Source organism: Meiothermus sp. (assembly GCF_025056915.1).
Classification (GTDB): domain Bacteria; phylum Deinococcota; class Deinococci; order Deinococcales; family Thermaceae; genus Meiothermus.
Window position 1 is genome coordinate 1 of sequence record NZ_JANWVH010000071.1, and the last position, 15,049, is coordinate 15,049.

General features: G+C 63.0%; 16 protein-coding genes. 11 read left to right on the top strand and 5 right to left on the bottom strand.

All coding sequences use genetic code 11. The features are described 5' to 3' along the window. From rplK to NZN28_RS11135, 3 genes are all read left to right on the top strand, one after another. Positions 1–344 (top strand): 50S ribosomal protein L11 (rplK, locus tag NZN28_RS11125; protein WP_295398191.1); only part of this gene is annotated, 344 nt, incomplete at its 5' end. Further along, positions 337–1,038, top strand: coding sequence for a 50S ribosomal protein L1 (rplA, locus tag NZN28_RS11130; RefSeq protein ID WP_295398193.1), 702 nt, complete (start codon positions 337–339; stop codon positions 1,036–1,038). The genes rplK and rplA, both read left to right, overlap by 8 nt. A 195-nt stretch (positions 1,039–1,233) precedes the next feature. Next, positions 1,234–2,136: a cation diffusion facilitator family transporter gene (locus tag NZN28_RS11135; protein WP_295398195.1), complete on the top strand. Its 903-nt coding sequence runs from the start codon at positions 1,234–1,236 to the stop codon at positions 2,134–2,136. 576 nt (positions 2,137–2,712) lie between these two features. Here NZN28_RS11135 and NZN28_RS11140 read toward each other — a convergent pair. Both NZN28_RS11140 and NZN28_RS11145 read right to left on the bottom strand, forming a co-directional pair. Further along, complete coding sequence (locus NZN28_RS11140) at positions 2,713–3,801, bottom strand: fatty acid desaturase (protein ID WP_295398196.1); 1,089 nt, start codon at positions 3,799–3,801, stop codon at positions 2,713–2,715. A 132-nt stretch (positions 3,802–3,933) separates the two neighbouring features. Further along, positions 3,934–4,140 (bottom strand): cold-shock protein, encoded by a 207-nt coding sequence (locus tag NZN28_RS11145; RefSeq protein WP_119340863.1) that lies wholly within the window; start codon positions 4,138–4,140, stop codon positions 3,934–3,936. A gap of 266 nt (positions 4,141–4,406) precedes the next feature. Here NZN28_RS11145 and NZN28_RS11150 point away from each other — a divergent pair, with 266 nt between their 5' ends. Then, on the top strand, positions 4,407–5,408 hold the full coding sequence (locus NZN28_RS11150; RefSeq protein ID WP_295398200.1) for a GNAT family N-acetyltransferase: 1,002 nt from the start codon (positions 4,407–4,409) through the stop codon (positions 5,406–5,408). A gap of 5 nt (positions 5,409–5,413) precedes the next feature. On the opposite strand, the gene NZN28_RS11155 is transcribed toward NZN28_RS11150, so the two are convergent. Genes NZN28_RS11155 through NZN28_RS11165 form a run of 3 tightly spaced genes read right to left on the bottom strand, consistent with a single transcriptional unit; the run spans position 5,414 to position 6,976 of the window. Next, positions 5,414–5,887, bottom strand: a complete 474-nt coding sequence (locus tag NZN28_RS11155; protein ID WP_295398202.1) for an NUDIX domain-containing protein — start codon at positions 5,885–5,887, stop codon at positions 5,414–5,416. Then, a complete protein-coding gene (locus NZN28_RS11160; RefSeq protein ID WP_295398204.1) occupies positions 5,887–6,243 on the bottom strand; it encodes a carboxymuconolactone decarboxylase family protein in 357 nt (118 codons plus the stop codon). Before NZN28_RS11160 ends, NZN28_RS11155 begins: the two co-directional genes overlap by 1 nt. 46 nt (positions 6,244–6,289) lie before the next feature. Next, the gene (locus NZN28_RS11165; protein WP_295398206.1) at positions 6,290–6,976 is read right to left on the bottom strand and encodes an HAD family hydrolase; all 687 of its coding nucleotides are present in this window, start codon (positions 6,974–6,976) and stop codon (positions 6,290–6,292) included. 308 nt (positions 6,977–7,284) lie between these two features. On the opposite strand from NZN28_RS11165, the gene purB reads away from it, so the two are divergent. The 7 genes from purB to purF are packed head-to-tail and all read left to right on the top strand — an operon-like array spanning position 7,285 to position 14,782. Continuing rightward, on the top strand, positions 7,285–8,595 hold the full coding sequence (gene purB / locus NZN28_RS11170; protein ID WP_295398208.1) for an adenylosuccinate lyase: 1,311 nt from the start codon (positions 7,285–7,287) through the stop codon (positions 8,593–8,595). Positions 8,596–8,631: 36 nt separating this feature from the next. Next, positions 8,632–9,354 carry a phosphoribosylaminoimidazolesuccinocarboxamide synthase gene (purC, locus tag NZN28_RS11175; protein WP_295398210.1) on the top strand — a complete coding sequence of 241 codons (723 nt, stop codon included), beginning with the start codon at positions 8,632–8,634 and terminating at the stop codon, positions 9,352–9,354. A gap of 12 nt (positions 9,355–9,366) precedes the next feature. Then, positions 9,367–9,618 (top strand): phosphoribosylformylglycinamidine synthase subunit PurS, encoded by a 252-nt coding sequence (gene purS / locus NZN28_RS11180; protein ID WP_295398212.1) that lies wholly within the window; start codon positions 9,367–9,369, stop codon positions 9,616–9,618. After that, positions 9,615–10,310, top strand: a complete 696-nt coding sequence (gene purQ / locus NZN28_RS11185; RefSeq protein WP_295398214.1) for a phosphoribosylformylglycinamidine synthase subunit PurQ — start codon at positions 9,615–9,617, stop codon at positions 10,308–10,310. Before purS ends, purQ begins: the two co-directional genes overlap by 4 nt. Positions 10,311–10,335: 25 nt before the next feature. Beyond that, complete coding sequence (locus NZN28_RS11190; protein WP_295398216.1) at positions 10,336–11,085, top strand: HAD family hydrolase; 750 nt, start codon at positions 10,336–10,338, stop codon at positions 11,083–11,085. After that, a complete protein-coding gene (gene purL / locus NZN28_RS11195; protein WP_295398217.1) occupies positions 11,085–13,295 on the top strand; it encodes a phosphoribosylformylglycinamidine synthase subunit PurL in 2,211 nt (736 codons plus the stop codon). The genes NZN28_RS11190 and purL overlap by 1 nt, the downstream gene beginning before the upstream one ends. A 59-nt stretch (positions 13,296–13,354) precedes the next feature. Then, positions 13,355–14,782 carry an amidophosphoribosyltransferase gene (gene purF / locus NZN28_RS11200; protein ID WP_295398219.1) on the top strand — a complete coding sequence of 476 codons (1,428 nt, stop codon included), beginning with the start codon at positions 13,355–13,357 and terminating at the stop codon, positions 14,780–14,782. Positions 14,783–15,049 lie beyond the last annotated feature (267 nt).

Below are 15,049 nucleotides of genomic sequence, written 5' to 3' on the forward strand. Positions count from 1 at the left end.
GGGCCAACATCATGGAGTTCGTCAAGCAGTTCAACGCGGCCAGCGCCAACATGGGCGATGCCATTGTGCCCGTGGAGATCACCATCTACTCCGATCGCTCTTTCACCTTCGTCACCAAGACCCCTCCGGCCTCCTACCTGATTCGCAAGGCCGCCGGCATCGAAAAGGGTTCGGGCAAGACCGGGCGTGAAAAGGTAGGTAAGCTCACCTGGGAGCAGTGCCTTCAGATTGCCAAGCAGAAGATGGCCGACATGAACGCCAACGATGTGGAAGCCGCGGCCCGCCAGATCGCGGGTTCGGCCCGCGCCATGGGTGTGGAAGTGACGGGGGTGCCCCATGCCTAAGCACGGCAAGCGTTACCGCGCCCTGTTGGAAAAGGTAGACCTGAACAAGGTTTACTCGGTTGAAGAGGCGGCTGCCCTGATTCCCCAAATCCGAAGCGCCAAATTCGACGAAACCGTCGAAGTCCACGTCAAGCTGGGGATTGACGCCAAGAAGTCCGACCAGAACGTGCGCTCCACGGTAGCCCTGCCCCACGGGACAGGCCGCAGCGTCCGGGTGCTGGCCATCGCCAAGGGCGACAAAATTGCCGAAGCCCGCGAAGCCGGGGCCGACATCGCCGCAGGCGAAGAAATCATTCAGGAAATCCTGGATGGCCGTTCCGACTTCGATGCGGTGGTGGCCACCCCCGACGTGATGGGGGCGGTGGGCTCCAAGCTGGGCCGTATCCTGGGCCCCAAGGGCATGTTGCCCAACCCCAAAGCGGGCACGGTGGGCTTCAACATTGGCGAGATGGTGCGCGAGATCAAGGCGGGCCGCATCGAGTTCCGCAACGACAAAACCGGCGTTGTCCACGGCCCTGTGGGCAAGGCCAGCTTCGCTCCCGAGAAAATCGCCGAAAACGTGCGGGCTTTTATCAAGGCGGTGGAAAGCGCCAAACCCGACAGCGCCAAGGGCACCTACCTGCGCTCGGTTTACCTGTCCACCACCATGGGGCCCAGCATCAAGATCAGCACCAGCACCGCCCAACAGTCGTAATGTTCCCGACGCTCGAAGGCTCCCTGCAAAGGGAGCTTTTTCCTGTGGGACTTTCGGCCTCAGGCTGGCCGATTTATAGTTAACGGCGGGTCGCTGTAGGGTTACAAAACCCGGCGCCATGAAACACACAGATACGACCATCCCCCGCCACAAACGTCCCTGTGGGGCTTATTGCGGTTGGGGCGCTTGCCGAAAATGACCCCCATCCGTGCCCTCACCCTGAGCCTCGTGGTCGCGGGGGTGGTGTTTGGCTTGAAGTGGCTGGCCTACACCCTGACCGGCTCGGTGGCCCTCTATTCCGATGCGCTGGAGTCGGTCGTGAATATTGTGGCCGCGGGAGCCGCCCTGATTGCGGTGCTGGTCTCACGCCGCCCCGCCGACAGCAACCACCCCTACGGGCACACCAAGGCCGAATACTTTTCGGCAGTGCTGGAGGGGGTCTTGATTGTGCTGGCGGCCCTGGCGATCGTGCATGAAGCCTGGCCCAGGCTATTAAAACCGGAGCCCATCGCCGAACTCGGCACGGGAGTGCTGGTATCGCTGGTTGCTTCGGGCCTCAATGCCCTGTTGGGCTGGTTCCTGATCCGCAGCGGGCGCAAGGCGCGCTCACCGGCTGTGGTGGCCGATGGGCAGCACACCCTGACCGATGTTCTGACTTCGGTGGGGGTGCTGGTGGGCATAGGGTTGGCCTGGCTGAGCGGCTGGTGGGTGCTCGACCCCTTGCTGGCCATTGCAGTCGCCATCAATATCTTGTGGGTGGGCTGGCGCCTGGTGCGGGATTCTGTGGGCGGCCTGATGGATGAGGCCATCCCCGAGCATGAGCTGGCCGACATACGCAGCGCCCTCAACGATGCCCTCGAGGGCCTGGTTGCCGATGGAAAGGTGCTGGAGATCCACGATCTGCGAACCCGTCGCGCAGGGCCTCGCACCTTTGTGGAGTTTCACCTGGTGGTACCCGGAAGCACCTCGGTGGAGCAGGCCCATCAGATTTGCGATCGCCTCGAGAATGCCCTCAAGGCGCGGCTCGACGGGGTTCACACCACCATTCACGTTGAGCCCGACCATAAAGCCAAGCACACCACCTTTCAAGTTGGGTAGAAATCTGCGAGGGTGATGCCAGTCCCAACGAGGGGCAAGACCCGATTTGGTGCGTTTGTCGGCTTTTGGTGGCGAATCGTCGCCCTCTTCACAGACCCTGCTGCCCGTCCGGGCGAAAGGACAAAGCTTCCTCGAGTTCGATTAGCTCAAGTGCGCTACAACCCGACTTACCCGCGCAGCCTTGAAAAGGGAGTGCTCCTGGATTCAAACAAATACCTACCCGGATCGTTTTGAAGCTTGCCTTGCGGCATCACCCAATGGGGCCGAACCGAGGAGTTCTGTTTTGGAGGGCCTCGCGCTTCCCACCCTTGCGCCTTAGGTGGCGACACCAACCTGGCTTGAACCCGTTGCAAACCGTAGCAAAAAAGCCGCGGTCTGGGGTGGGGGTCGGTGTTGGAGTCCCATAACCCCTCCCCGACCACACAGACCAAACTTTCTTGACCACTCTGCATAGCCTGGGCGGTGAGGCTGGTAAAGACCCACCTCCCACTCCAAAAGTTGCTTCTACGCCCCAAAGTTGGAATGTACCCGGCACAGCAAAAAACGGCTGCAACGGGTATTCGATGGAGAGCGCGGTCAGTATTCAGACTGACTGAGGCCTTTTCGATTAGGTTTCTTCTTTATTAAGCCAGCCTGTCTTATTTTGCCATCATCCAGCCCAAATCCCAGGGTTCCAAAGACCAGGCCGGTGGTTGGCTCGATCAGGTTGCGGTGGTCGCGGTACAGGCGAGGGGTTTTCCAAAGGTAGTACAGGGCTTTCCAGTGGGGCAGCTCGTTGTAGCGCTCGGGCCACAATTCCTTGATTTTTTGCGCCACCAGATGGGCATACTTTGGGGACAGCGCGGGAAACACATGGTGTTCAATGTGATAGCCGAAGCCCAGGGTAAGCCACTCGAGCCACCGCGGGTTGCGCACGGTCAGGCTGTTCAGCAGGGGGTCGTTGGTCTCGGTGATGGGGTTGAGGAGGTGGTTGGTGGCAATAAAGCTCATGGCAATGAAGTTTGCCATAAGCCAGGGCAACACAAACACAAACAGGAAGTTAAGGGGCCCTACCCAGAGCAGCACCAGGAGCCAGACCAGCATCGGCAGCACGGCTTGAAAGAGTACGATGGGGCGCTCGGCAGGCTTGAAGTCGGGCAGAAAACGCCGGAGCATCATGTGGGCGTGAAAGGTGAACCAGAAGCTAAAGGAGAAAAACAGGAAAAAGCTGCGCAGCGCCGGCACCTGACGGAACATCCACTTCACAAAAGGTCTCTGGATGGCCGACTCGAGCGCACCCATGGCATCGGGGTCGTCCTCGGGGTGCTGGGTATGGCCGTGATGTTCCACGTTGTGCCACTTGCGCCAAAGCCTAGCGCCCACCATTAGCGGCAAGAACGCAATGGTTCCGGCCACCGAACGCACAATAGGGTTCTTGGTCACCGCGCCATGCAAAATCTCGTGGGCCAGGAACCCCATGCCGATGAACGAGTACCCGGCGCCCAGCGACAGCAGCAGTTTGAGCAAGACATAGGGGGTCGCCACGATGCCCCAGGCGCACAGGCCAAACAAGCCCAGGAATACCGGCAGATAAACCAGCCGGGCCGGAACGGGCTCAAAAAAGTGGCGGGGCAGCCGGGCTTTTAGGGCTTTGGTGTACTCGCGCAGATGCTGTTCTTCTGTCATAGGGACTCCTTGCTGGCCGGGGTTTTATTGAAAGCAGTATACGACAAACCAATCCCGGAGTTTTCAATCTTGTATTTGGATTCATTGCAAAAAAGCTCCCCGGTGGTTGGGGAGCTTTGGCTTGCGGAACTATTAGGCCACTTTTACGTTCTTGGCTTGAGGGCCCTTGCCATTTTTACCGGGTTCGATCTCGAACTCTACGCGATCCCCCTCGTTGAGGCTCTTGAAGCCCTGGCCCTGGATGGCCGTGAAGTGCACAAACACATCGGGGCCGCCTTCCTGGGCAATAAAACCGTAACCTTTTTCCGCGTTGAACCACTTAACAGTACCTTTGTTCATCTACTACTCCTGATGTCCAACTAAAACCGGCTGGTTTGAGGGGGACACCGAAGGTTAGCACAGCCTGCGGGCAAAAGTCAACTCTTGTCGTTTTTGACCACCCTAGGGAAACGCCGCTCTGGCGCCTCCGGCAAAGGCAACGAATGGCGGAAACTAAACGGTGCGGCGGGCTTGGGTCTTCGGGGAGGGCCTGCCCGGCTGAGCGCTTGTGGCCTGATCCAAACCGTAAGCACAACGCCCGGGCGCTATACTTCAGGTAGGATCCGATGATTTCTTTTCAGCGGTTGTCGCTCGAGCAGGTTCCCTGGGAGGCCCTCGAGGCTTTTCCAGATCGGGTTCTTTTTCAGACCCGACCCTGGCTCGAGTTCCTCCGCCATACCCAGGGCGCCCAGCCGGTAGTGGCCGCCATCCGGGAAGACGGCCAGAGCATTGGCTATTTCACCGGGGCCCTCCTCCACAAATATGGGCTCAAGATCCTGGGAAGCCCCTTCAAGGGCTGGACAACCTCCTACATGGGCTTCAACCTGCCAGAGGGCATCGCCCGTACCCGCTATCTGGAGGCCCTGGCAAATTTTGCCTTCAGGGACTTGGGCTGCGTACACCTGGAACTGGTCGATCGCTATCTTTCAGCCAATCAGATCACGCCCGGCTACACCCAGAGCGCCTTCATCACCTACGAGATTGACCTGCGCCAGGACGAAGATACCCTGTGGGGCAATATGAGCCGCAGTTGCCGGGCTTCAATCCGCAAAGCGGAAAAAAACGGCCTGGTCATCGAAGAAGCCAGCGATCCGGACTTTGCCCAGGACTACCATGCCCAGCTAAGAGCGGTTTTTGCCAAGGCCTCGCTGGCACCCACCTACTCGCTCGAGCGGGTACAGCAGCTCATAAAGCACCTGCAACCCACCGGGAACCTGATGCTGCTGCGCGTGCGTACCCCCACCGGCAAGTGCATCGCAACCGCCATCTTTCTGGCCTACAGGGGCTATCTCTACAGTTGGGGCAGTGCGAGCTGGCCCGACGAAAACCACTGGCGGCCCAACGAGATCGTAGACTGGTACGCCATGCGCAAGTGGAAAGCCAGGGGCGTACACACCTACGATCTGGTGGGGCTGGCCAACTACAAGCGCAAGTATGGCCCCCAGGATGTCTCAATCCCCTACCTGATGCGACCCCGCTTTGGCTGGGTGCTGCACCTGCGCGAGGTGGCCAGACAGGCCCTGCTGATGCGACAGCGGCTCGCCGGCAGGCTGGGAAAAACCCCATGAGGCTTTTACTCTCCCTCGAGTTCCTCGGCCAGCTTCACGCGCTGATTATCCGGGCGGTAGGTGAAGCGCATCCTTGGCCGGCTACCTAGCAACACCTGGGGCAGCCAGTAAGGAGCGTCGGCCCACATCTGCTCAAAGGGGAGTTGGTCGAAGCCAAACCACTGGGGCCGGACTTCGCGCGACTCCTGGGGCTCGCCCTCCCAGAACTCGAGGCGGAACACGTGCACAGTGCGGTTCCAATCTGGGCAAGCGGGAAACAAAAACTCCAGATGGGCCGCATACCAGAGGTTTTGCGGCCTGGCCAGCAGGCCGGACTCCTCCCGAAGCTTCCGCACAGCACCCACAACCAGGGTCTCACCGGCCTGGAGCTTCCCCCCAAAACCCCCATACCGGCCTGCCTCAAAACCAGCCTTCTTGAATCCCAGCAAGATGCGGTGCTGGGGCCGATCCAGCGGCAGCACCAGCACACAGGGCTGCATCACACCTCCGCCGCGTGGCGCTTGCGCAGCAAGGCATGAAAGGTTTTCATGGCCCCCAGGGCATTGGGAAAGCCCACAAACAGCGCCGACTGAATGATGGTCTCGCGCACTTCCTGCTCGGTGGCGCCGTTGCGCAGGGCCCCGTCCAGATGGGTGGCAATTTCCTTGGGCGCTCCCAGGGCAATCAGGCTGGTAATGGCCAGCAGTTCACGGGTTTTCAGGTCGAGGCCAGGGCGGGCCAGCACTTCCTCGTACGCGAAATCGCGGATGTAGGCATAGAGATCGGGGTCAACCTCGGTCAGGTTCTGCTCGATGGCCTCGAAGTTCTGGCCCCAAATGGCTTTGCGAACGCTCATGTAGGCCAGTTTGTTGCGTCAAGAGGGATACGTCAAGGGCTGAGTGCTACAACCAATCAGCCCGCCCCGTGGCGTATTCCACCACCCATGCTAGGTCGCCAATAGCATTGGGGTTTTGTTTGTAGGGGTCGAACAGAATGGGCCTTACCCCGGCTGCCAGGGCGCCCTTTACGTCGTCTTCGGAGTCGCCCACGTGGATGGCCTGCGCGGGTTCAACCTGCAACTCCCCCAGCACAATTTCAAAAAAACGCGGGTCAGGCTTGGCCACCCCTTCCAGTGCCGAAACCCCGATGTAGTCAAAAAAATCGGCCAGGCCCGTAGCCCGTAAAACCCCCGGCAGCGTCCAGTCCCAGTTGGATACCACCCCCAGCTTGAAACCACCGTTGCGCAACGCCGCCAGCACCTCTTTGGCCCCGGGCGTAATGGGCCAGACATGGGGGCTTTGCCAGTGTTCCTTGAGGTAATCGGCCACCTCGTCGGCGTACTCACCCAGCCCGATTCCGTTCATGACCTCCCAGTGAAAGGCCCGCCAGAACGATAGCGCCGTTGCCTCGTCGGTAGCGCTCATGTGGTGGGCTGAATAGTGTTCGTAAGCGTCTTGAGTTGCCCTGGGGAGCCGGGATAGGTCGGCTTTTTGGGCGATTCCTTTGGCTTCCAGAATGGGCCAGAGCCAGAACTTAGGGTGTCCCAGAATCAGGGTATCGCCCACATCGAACAAAACCGCGCGAACCATATGGAAAATACTAAACCGTCATGATGAAAACAAAGCAATCCATCACCACGATAGACCCCCAGGCAAAACGCTATTCCCTACCTGGTTTGCACAAGCGGTGACCATCAACCCAGGACGCAGGTTGCCCCCACATGTTCGGCGTGATACTCTCTTGACGTTGCTCACCAGATGGTCCTGTGAGGCCATGAAGAGCAAGGGATTCCGTGTGAAACAACCCTACCTCATCTCCCCTACCCTAAAACGGAGAGGTGTAGCCAAAGCCTGTCACCCGGTCGGGCGGTTGGTCGCTTTGTTATGGATAAAAAAGCATGATTGAACGCTATCAAACCCCCGAGATGCAGGCCCTGTGGAGCGAGGCCCGCCGGTACCAGACCTGGGCCGAGGTGGAAATCCTGGCCCTGGAAGCCTGGGAACGCCTGGGGCAGGTTCCGCCAGGAACGGCCCTGCGCCTGCGCGAAGCCCTCGAGCGCAAGCCGATTGACGCCGCCTTTGCCCAGCGGGTCGACGAAATAGAAGCCGAGACCCGGCACGACATGGTGGCCTTTACCCGGGCCCTGACCGAGTGGACCGGCGACGCCGAGGTGGCCCGCTGGCTCCACCTGGGCCTGACCAGCACCGATGTGGTGGACACCGCCCAAAACGTCCTGCTGGACGAGGCCCTAAGCCTGCTCGAGCCCGCCTTGGCCCAGGTTCAGGAGGCCCTCAAAAGCCTGGCCGTCCGCTACAAGCACCTGCCCGCGGTGGGGCGCACCCACGGCGTGCATGCCGAGCCGACCAGCTTTGGCCTGCGCTTTTTGTCGTTTTATGCGGCCTTGTTGCGGGATGGCGAGCGCCTGAAAAAAGCCCGCGAGGGCATCCGGATTGTCATGCTCTCGGGCTCGGTGGGGAACTATGCCCACCTCGAGCCCGCCATTGAAGCCTGGGTGGCCCAGCGGCTGGGCTTTCAGATTGAGCCGGTCTCGACCCAGGTGGTGCCGCGCGACCGCCATGCCGCGCTTTTGAGTGCGCTGGCCATTCTGGGGGCCAACATGGAGCGCATCGCGGTGGAGCTGCGCCACCTCCAGCGCACCGAGGTGCTGGAGGTGCAGGAGCCTTTCAGCTACAAGCAGACCGGCTCCTCCTCCATGCCCCACAAGAAAAACCCGGTGGCCCTGGAAAACATCTCGGGGCTGGCCCGGCTCCTGCGCAGCAACCTCCAGGCCGAGCTGGAGAACGTGGCCCTCTGGCACGAGCGCGACATCTCGCACAGCTCGGTCGAGCGGGTCATTCTGCCCGACTCCACCACCTTAGCCCACTACATGCTGCGCCGCCTCGAGCGGGTTCTGAAGGGCTTGGTGGTCTTCGAGGAGCACATCAGCCGCAACCTGCACCTGACCCGGGGTTTGGTTTACTCCCAGCGGGTGCTGGGCTTTTTGATTGAGTCGGGCTTGGACCGAACCACCGCCTACGAGGTGGTGCAGCGCAACGCCCTGCAAAGCTGGGAAAAGGGGCAGGATTTCCAGGCGCTGCTCGAGGCCGACCCGGCCTGCCCGCTCAAGGGGGCCGCGCTGGCCCGGGCTTTCGACCCCGGCTATTTTTTGCGGCACGTAGAAGCCATCTACGCCCGCTTTGGACTGTAGCGGAGTACCATAAGGCAACGGCGCTCAGAGGTTCAGATGGAAAAACTATACGAGGGAAAAGCCAAGGTGATGTATCCAGGCCCCGAGCGGGGGGTGGTGCGGGTCTACTTCAAGGACGACGCCACCGCCTTCAACGGGCAGAAGCGGGCCCAGATTCCCGGCAAGGGGGTGGTCAACAACCAGGTTTCGGCGGCCTTGTTCGCCTATTTGGAGGCCCACGGGGTTCCCACCCACTTCATCCGCCTGCTTTCCGAGCGGGAGATGCTGGTGAAGCAGGTGGAAATCGTGCCGCTGGAGGTGATTGTACGCAACCGTGCCGCCGGAAGCTTTTCCCGGCGCTACGGGGTGGAGGAAGGCCGGGTGCTGCCCCACCCGCTGGTGGAGTTTTCCCTCAAAAACGATGCCCTGGGCGACCCGCTGATCTACGACGGGGCCGCTCTGGCCTTGGGCCTGCTGACCGGCCCCGAGCTCTCGCGCATCAAGGAGCTGGCCCTGAAGGTGAACGCCTTGCTAAAGGAATATTTTGCCCAGCGCCACCTCGAGCTTATTGACTTCAAGCTCGAGTTTGGCCGGCTCCCGACCGACGAGGGCCGGGCCATTGTGCTGGCCGATGAAATCTCGCCCGACACCATGCGCTTGTGGGAGATGGGTACGGGCGAAAAAATGGACAAAGACCGCTTTCGCCGCGACCTTGGCGGGGTCGAGGAAGCCTATCAAGAGGTGCTGCGCCGGGTGCTGCAAGCGCAACCCTCGACCTGAGAAAAGACCCTTATGAAATACCACATTACCCTTTTGATTGAGCTCAAAGACGGCATCCTCGACCCGCAGGGGCGGGCCGTGGAAGGTGTGTTGCAGGGCCTTCAGTTCAAGGCCCAGAACGTGCGGGTGGGGCGGGTGCTGGAGATGGAGGTGGAGGCCGGTAGCGAGGCCGAAGCCCGGGCCACCGCCCACAGCATCGGCAAGGCCCTGGCCAATCCGGTGATGGAAGTGTTCGTGGTCGAAGCGGTCAAGGAACTGGCATGAAGGTCGCGGTCATTCAATTTCCCGGCTCCAACTGCGACCAGGATACTCTTTGGGCGCTCAGGTTGGTCGGGCTCAAAGCCGAGCCGGTCTGGCACACCGAAAGAAGCCTCGAGGGCTTCCAGGCCGCCATTCTGCCGGGTGGCTTCTCGTATGGCGACTACCTCAGGGCCGGGGCTTTGGCCAAGTTCTCGCCGGTGATGGAGGCAGTACGCCGGCTGGCCTCAGGGGGCTATCCGGTGGTGGGCATCTGCAACGGCTTCCAGGTGCTCACCGAGGCCGGGTTGCTGCCAGGGGCACTTTTGGCCAACACCAACCTGCACTTCACCTGCAAGGACGTCTACCTGCGGGTGGAGCGTACCGACCTGCCCCACACCACCGGCTACCGGCCCCATCAGGTGCTGAAGATGCCCATTGCCCACGGCGAGGGGCGCTACTACGCCGACGCCGAGACGCTGGAGCGGCTCGAGCAAAACCGACAGGTGGTTTTCCGCTACGCCCCCGCACCGGAGGAAGCGGAGGAGGGGTACAACCCCAATGGCTCCCTCCACGATATTGCCGGAATTGTGAACGAACAGGGCAATGTGCTGGGCCTGATGCCCCACCCCGAGCGTGCGGTGGAGGGCGTTCTGGGTTCTGAGGACGGTCTTCCCTTTTTTGTTAGCCTGAAGCAAGCTCTCGAGGGCATCGCTTGAGCCGGTCAAACCAAGGAGGTAGCGCATGAGCATTCGAGCCATCACCTTCGACTTCTGGGGCACCCTTTTCACCGAAGGCCCGGAGTATGCCGGTTCCATCAAAAGCCTGCGCAACGAGATCCTGATGGACGCGGCCTCCGAAGCAGGCGTTCCCGCCGAGCCGGATGCCGTGATGGCCGCCTGGCGGCAGGCCGCCCTCGACTTCGACGCGGCCTGGATGGCCGAGCAGGTCATGACCCCTTTCGACCGCGTGACCCGCATTTTCAGCTACCTGGGCCTGCCCTACGACGAGGGGCACATCGCCCTGACCACCCAGCGCATTGTGGAGGCAGGGCTGAAGGGCAGCCTGATTCCCCTCCCTGGGGTGCTGGAAGCCCTGCCCCAGCTTGCCCGGCAGTACCGGCTGGGCATTGTTTCGGATACCGGCATCTCCAGTGGCCGCATCCTGCGGGAGCAGCTTAGGCGGCACAAACTCCACGACCTTTTCAGTGGCTTCTCCTTCTCCGACGAAACCGGGGTGGTCAAGCCCAGGCCCGAGGCTTTTCTGGCCGCGCTGGACGAGATGGGGGTCAAACCCCAGGAAGCTTTGCACATCGGCGACATCCCCCGCACCGACATAGCGGGCGCCTATCAGACCGGCTACCCCTACGCGGTGCTCTACACCGGACACACCCACCGCAACGGGCCGCCCGAGCCCACCGCCCGGGTCGGCAATCATCTGGAGCTGCTCCCGCTCCTCAAGGAAGTGATTGGGCATCCCCCGAGGGCCATGTGATGGAAGGAACCCTGCCCCCCCTGCTTCAGGAAACCGGCGTCCCCCTGCACGAGTACCGGGAAATCGTGCGCCTTTTGGGCCGCGAGCCCAACCGCCTCGAGCTCTACCTTTTCAAGGTGATGTGGAGCGAACATTGTTCCTACAAGAACTCCCGCCCCCTGCTGCGCCTGCTGCCCAAAGATGGGCCGGCGGTGCTGCAAGGCCCCGGCGAGAACGCCGGCGTGGTGGATATTGGCGAGGGCTGGGCGGTGGCCTTCAAGATTGAGAGCCACAACCACCCCTCCGCCGTCGAACCTGTACAAGGAGCCGCCACCGGCGTGGGGGGCATCATCCGCGACATCATGGCCATGGGGGCCCGCCCCATCGCCCTGCTCAACTCGCTGCGCTTTGGCAAGCTGGAAGGCCCCGAAGGCAACCGCACCCGCTTCCTGGTGCGGGGGGTGGTGGAGGGTATTGCCCACTATGGCAACGCCATTGGCGTGCCCACGGTGGGCGGCGAGGTCTACTTTCACCCCGACTACCAGGACAACCCCCTGGTCAACGCCATGTGCGTGGGGCTGCTGCGGGCCGATGAGCTCAGGCGAAGCCGGGCCTCGCTGGGCCGTCCGGTCTACTACGTGGGCTCCAAAACCGGGCGCGACGGGATTGGAGGGGCGGCCTTTGCCTCGGAAGAACTCTCCGAGGAAAGCGAGTCCAAGCGGCCTAGTGTGCAGGTCGGCGACCCTTTCATGGGCAAGCTAACCCTGGAAGTGACCCTGGAGGCCATCCGGCAAGACCTGGTGGAAGGTGTGCAGGACATGGGGGCGGCGGGCCTCACCTCTTCCCTTTCGGAGATGGCCCACAAGTCGGGGCTGGGCCTCGAGCTAAACCTCGACTTAGTTCCAAAGCGCGAGGCGGGGATGAACCCCCTCGAGCTGATGCTCTCGGAGTCGCAGGAGCGCATGGTGCTGGTGCCGCGCGCGGGCCGGGAACAAGACCTCGAGGCCCTCGCGGCCCGCTATGGCCTGGATGCCGTGCCGGTAGCGCACACCATTGCCGAGCCGGTCTTTCGCGTGGTGGCGGGCGGCCAGACGGTAGCCGAAGTGCCCACCCATGCCCTGGCCGAAGCCCCGACCTACGTGCGCGAAGGCCGGGAAAACCCCGCCATCGCGGCAGCGCGCGCCCACGACCTGAGCCCGCTGCCCCTGCCACAGAACCTCGAGGAGACCCTCCTGCGGCTTCTGGCCTCGCCCAACCTGTGCAGCCGCGCGCCCATCTTCGAGCGCTACGACCACCAGGTAGGCACCAACACCGTGCTGGTGCCCGGCAAGGGCGATGCGGCCATTCTGCGCGTCAAGGGAACCCGGCGGGGCATCGCGGTCAAGGTGGACGCCAACCCCCGCTACAGCAAGCTGGCCCCCCGTTTAGGGGCCATGCACGCCCTGGCCGAGGCCGCGCGCAACGTGAGCGTGGTGGGGGCCCGGCCCCTGGCCTACACCGACGGCCTCAACTGCGGCAACCCCGAAACCCCGGAGGGCTACTTCGAGCTTTCCGAGACCATTCTGGGCCTGGCCGAAGCCTCGAAGGCCCTGGGCCTGCCGGTGGTCTCGGGCAATGTTTCGCTCTACAACGAAGGCCCCAGCTACCGCATCCCCCCCACCCCCATGGTGGGCGTGGTGGGGCTTCTGGAGAACCTCGAGCGCCGCGCCGAGATGGGCTTTCGCAAGGCCGGTGAGCTGGTGGTGCTGGTGGGCAGCCCGGAGGGGCACCTGAGCGCCTCCGAGTACCTCTGGGTGGTGCACGGCCAGGAGGCCGGAAGCCCGCCCCCCCTCGAGCTGGCCCAGGAAGCCAGAGCCCAGGCGGCCATCCGCGAGCTCATCGAGCAAGTCTGGGTGCAGACCGCCCACGACGTGGCCGAGGGAGGCCTGGCCGTGGCCCTGGCCGAGATGTGCCTGCCCTACGGCCTGGGGGCCACCCTCGAGGTTCGCAGCCCGGCCCGGCCCGATGCGCTGCTCTTTGGCGAGGCCCCCAGCCGCATCCTTTTCACGGTGGAACCGGCCCGCTTGCAGCAGGCCGTGCGGGCGCTCGAGCAGCGCGGACTGCCCCACCAGATTCTGGGCCAGGTCGGGGGCGACCGGCTTACCCTGCTGCTGCCCAAAACCCGCCTCGAGTGGCGCGTGGCGGCCCTGCGAAAAGCCTGGGCAACGCCGCTTCGGGAGGTGTTGCCGTGAACGCAGGCCCCAAGCCAAAGGCCACAAAGCCCGTAGAGCTCGAGGCTCTCGGCCTTCCCATCCCGGCCAGCGACCCCGACGAGTTGCATGAAGAGTGCGGCGTGCTGGGCCTGTGGTCGCCCGAACCCCTGCCGGTGGCCGACCTGCTGCAACTGGGGCTTTTTGCCCTGCAACACCGCGGCCAGGAAGCGGCGGGGATTTGCGTATCCAACGGAAAGGACTTGGTTATCGAAAAAGACCTGGGCCTCGTCACCCAGGTCTTCGACGAGGCCCGCCTGCAACGCCTGCGCATCCCGGCAGCCAACCTGGGCATCGGGCACACCCGCTACTCCACCACCGGCTCCAACCTGCGCTTCAACGCCCAGCCCTTGAACGTGCGCAGCTCCAAGGGCATTCTGGCCATCGCCCACAACGGCAACTTCGTCAACGCCCTGCAAATCCGCCAGGCGCTCTTAGAGCACGGCGCGGTCTTCCAGACCACCAACGACACCGAGGTGATGATCAACCTGATTGCCCGCTACGCCAAGCTCAACCTGGTGGAGGCCACCGCCCGGGCCATGCGCGAGCTACAGGGGGGCTTTAGCGTGGTGCTGATGGACCGGCACACCGTGCTGGCCCTGCGCGATGGCAACGGGGTGCGCCCCCTGGTGATTGGGCGGCTGCCCAATGGCGGCTGGGTCTTTGCCTCCGAACCCCCGGCCCTGGCGTTGATGGGGGCGGCGTTCGTGCGCGATGTGCGGCCAGGGGAGCTGGTCTGGGTCGAGGCCGGAGAGCTTCAATCCTGGCAGGTGCTGGAGCCCTGCCCCACCCCCTGCGCCTTTGAGTGGATTTACTTTGCCCGGGCCGACGCCCAGCTCGACGGCATCGGCGCCCACGCCTCGAGGATTCGCATGGGCGAGGTGCTGGCCCGCGAGGCCCCCGCCCAGGCCGATGTGGTGGTGCCGGTGCCGGACTCGGGGATAGGGGCCGCCATCGGCTACGCCAGGGCCTCGGGCATCTCCTTCGACTTTGGCCTGCACAAGAACCCCTACGCGGGCCGCACCTTCATCCAGCCCACCCAGGAGATGCGCGACCTGAAGGTGAGGCTCAAGCTCGCCGCCACCCCTGCGGTGGCGGGCAAGCGGGTGGTGCTGGTGGACGACTCCATCGTGCGGGGCACCACCTCGGGGCGCATCGTGCAGCTCTTGCGCGACGCCGGGGCCACCGAGGTGCACGTGCGCATCTCCTCGCCGCCCATCCGCTTCCCCTGCTACTACGGCATTGACACCGCGGCCCGCAAGGAGCTGGTCGCGGCCACCCACACCATCGAACAAATCCGGGCGCTGATTGGGGCCGACTCGCTGGCCTTCCTGAGCGAACAGGGCGTGCGCGAGGCCATTGGGGGGCCGGTCTGCCTGGCCTGCTTCAACGGGCAGTACCCGGCGGGAAAGCCGGAGGAGGAGATGCGCAAGGAGGCGCTCGAGACCGAAGGTGCGAGCAGCCGGTAAGATGCCGGTCAACTCAACTTGCTATGAGACGGTCTCGTCTTACGCTCGAGACCGAAGGTGCGAGCATCAGGTAGGGCACAGGATGGCTTACCGCGCTGCGGGAAGGTCTCGTCTTGCGCTCGAGACCGAAGGTGCGAGCAGCCGGTACGATGCCGGTCAACTCAACTTGCTATGAGATGGTCTCGTCTTGCGCTCGAGACCGAAGGTGCGAGCATCAGGTAGGGCACAGGATGGATTACCGCGCTGCGGGGAGGTCTCGTCTTGCGC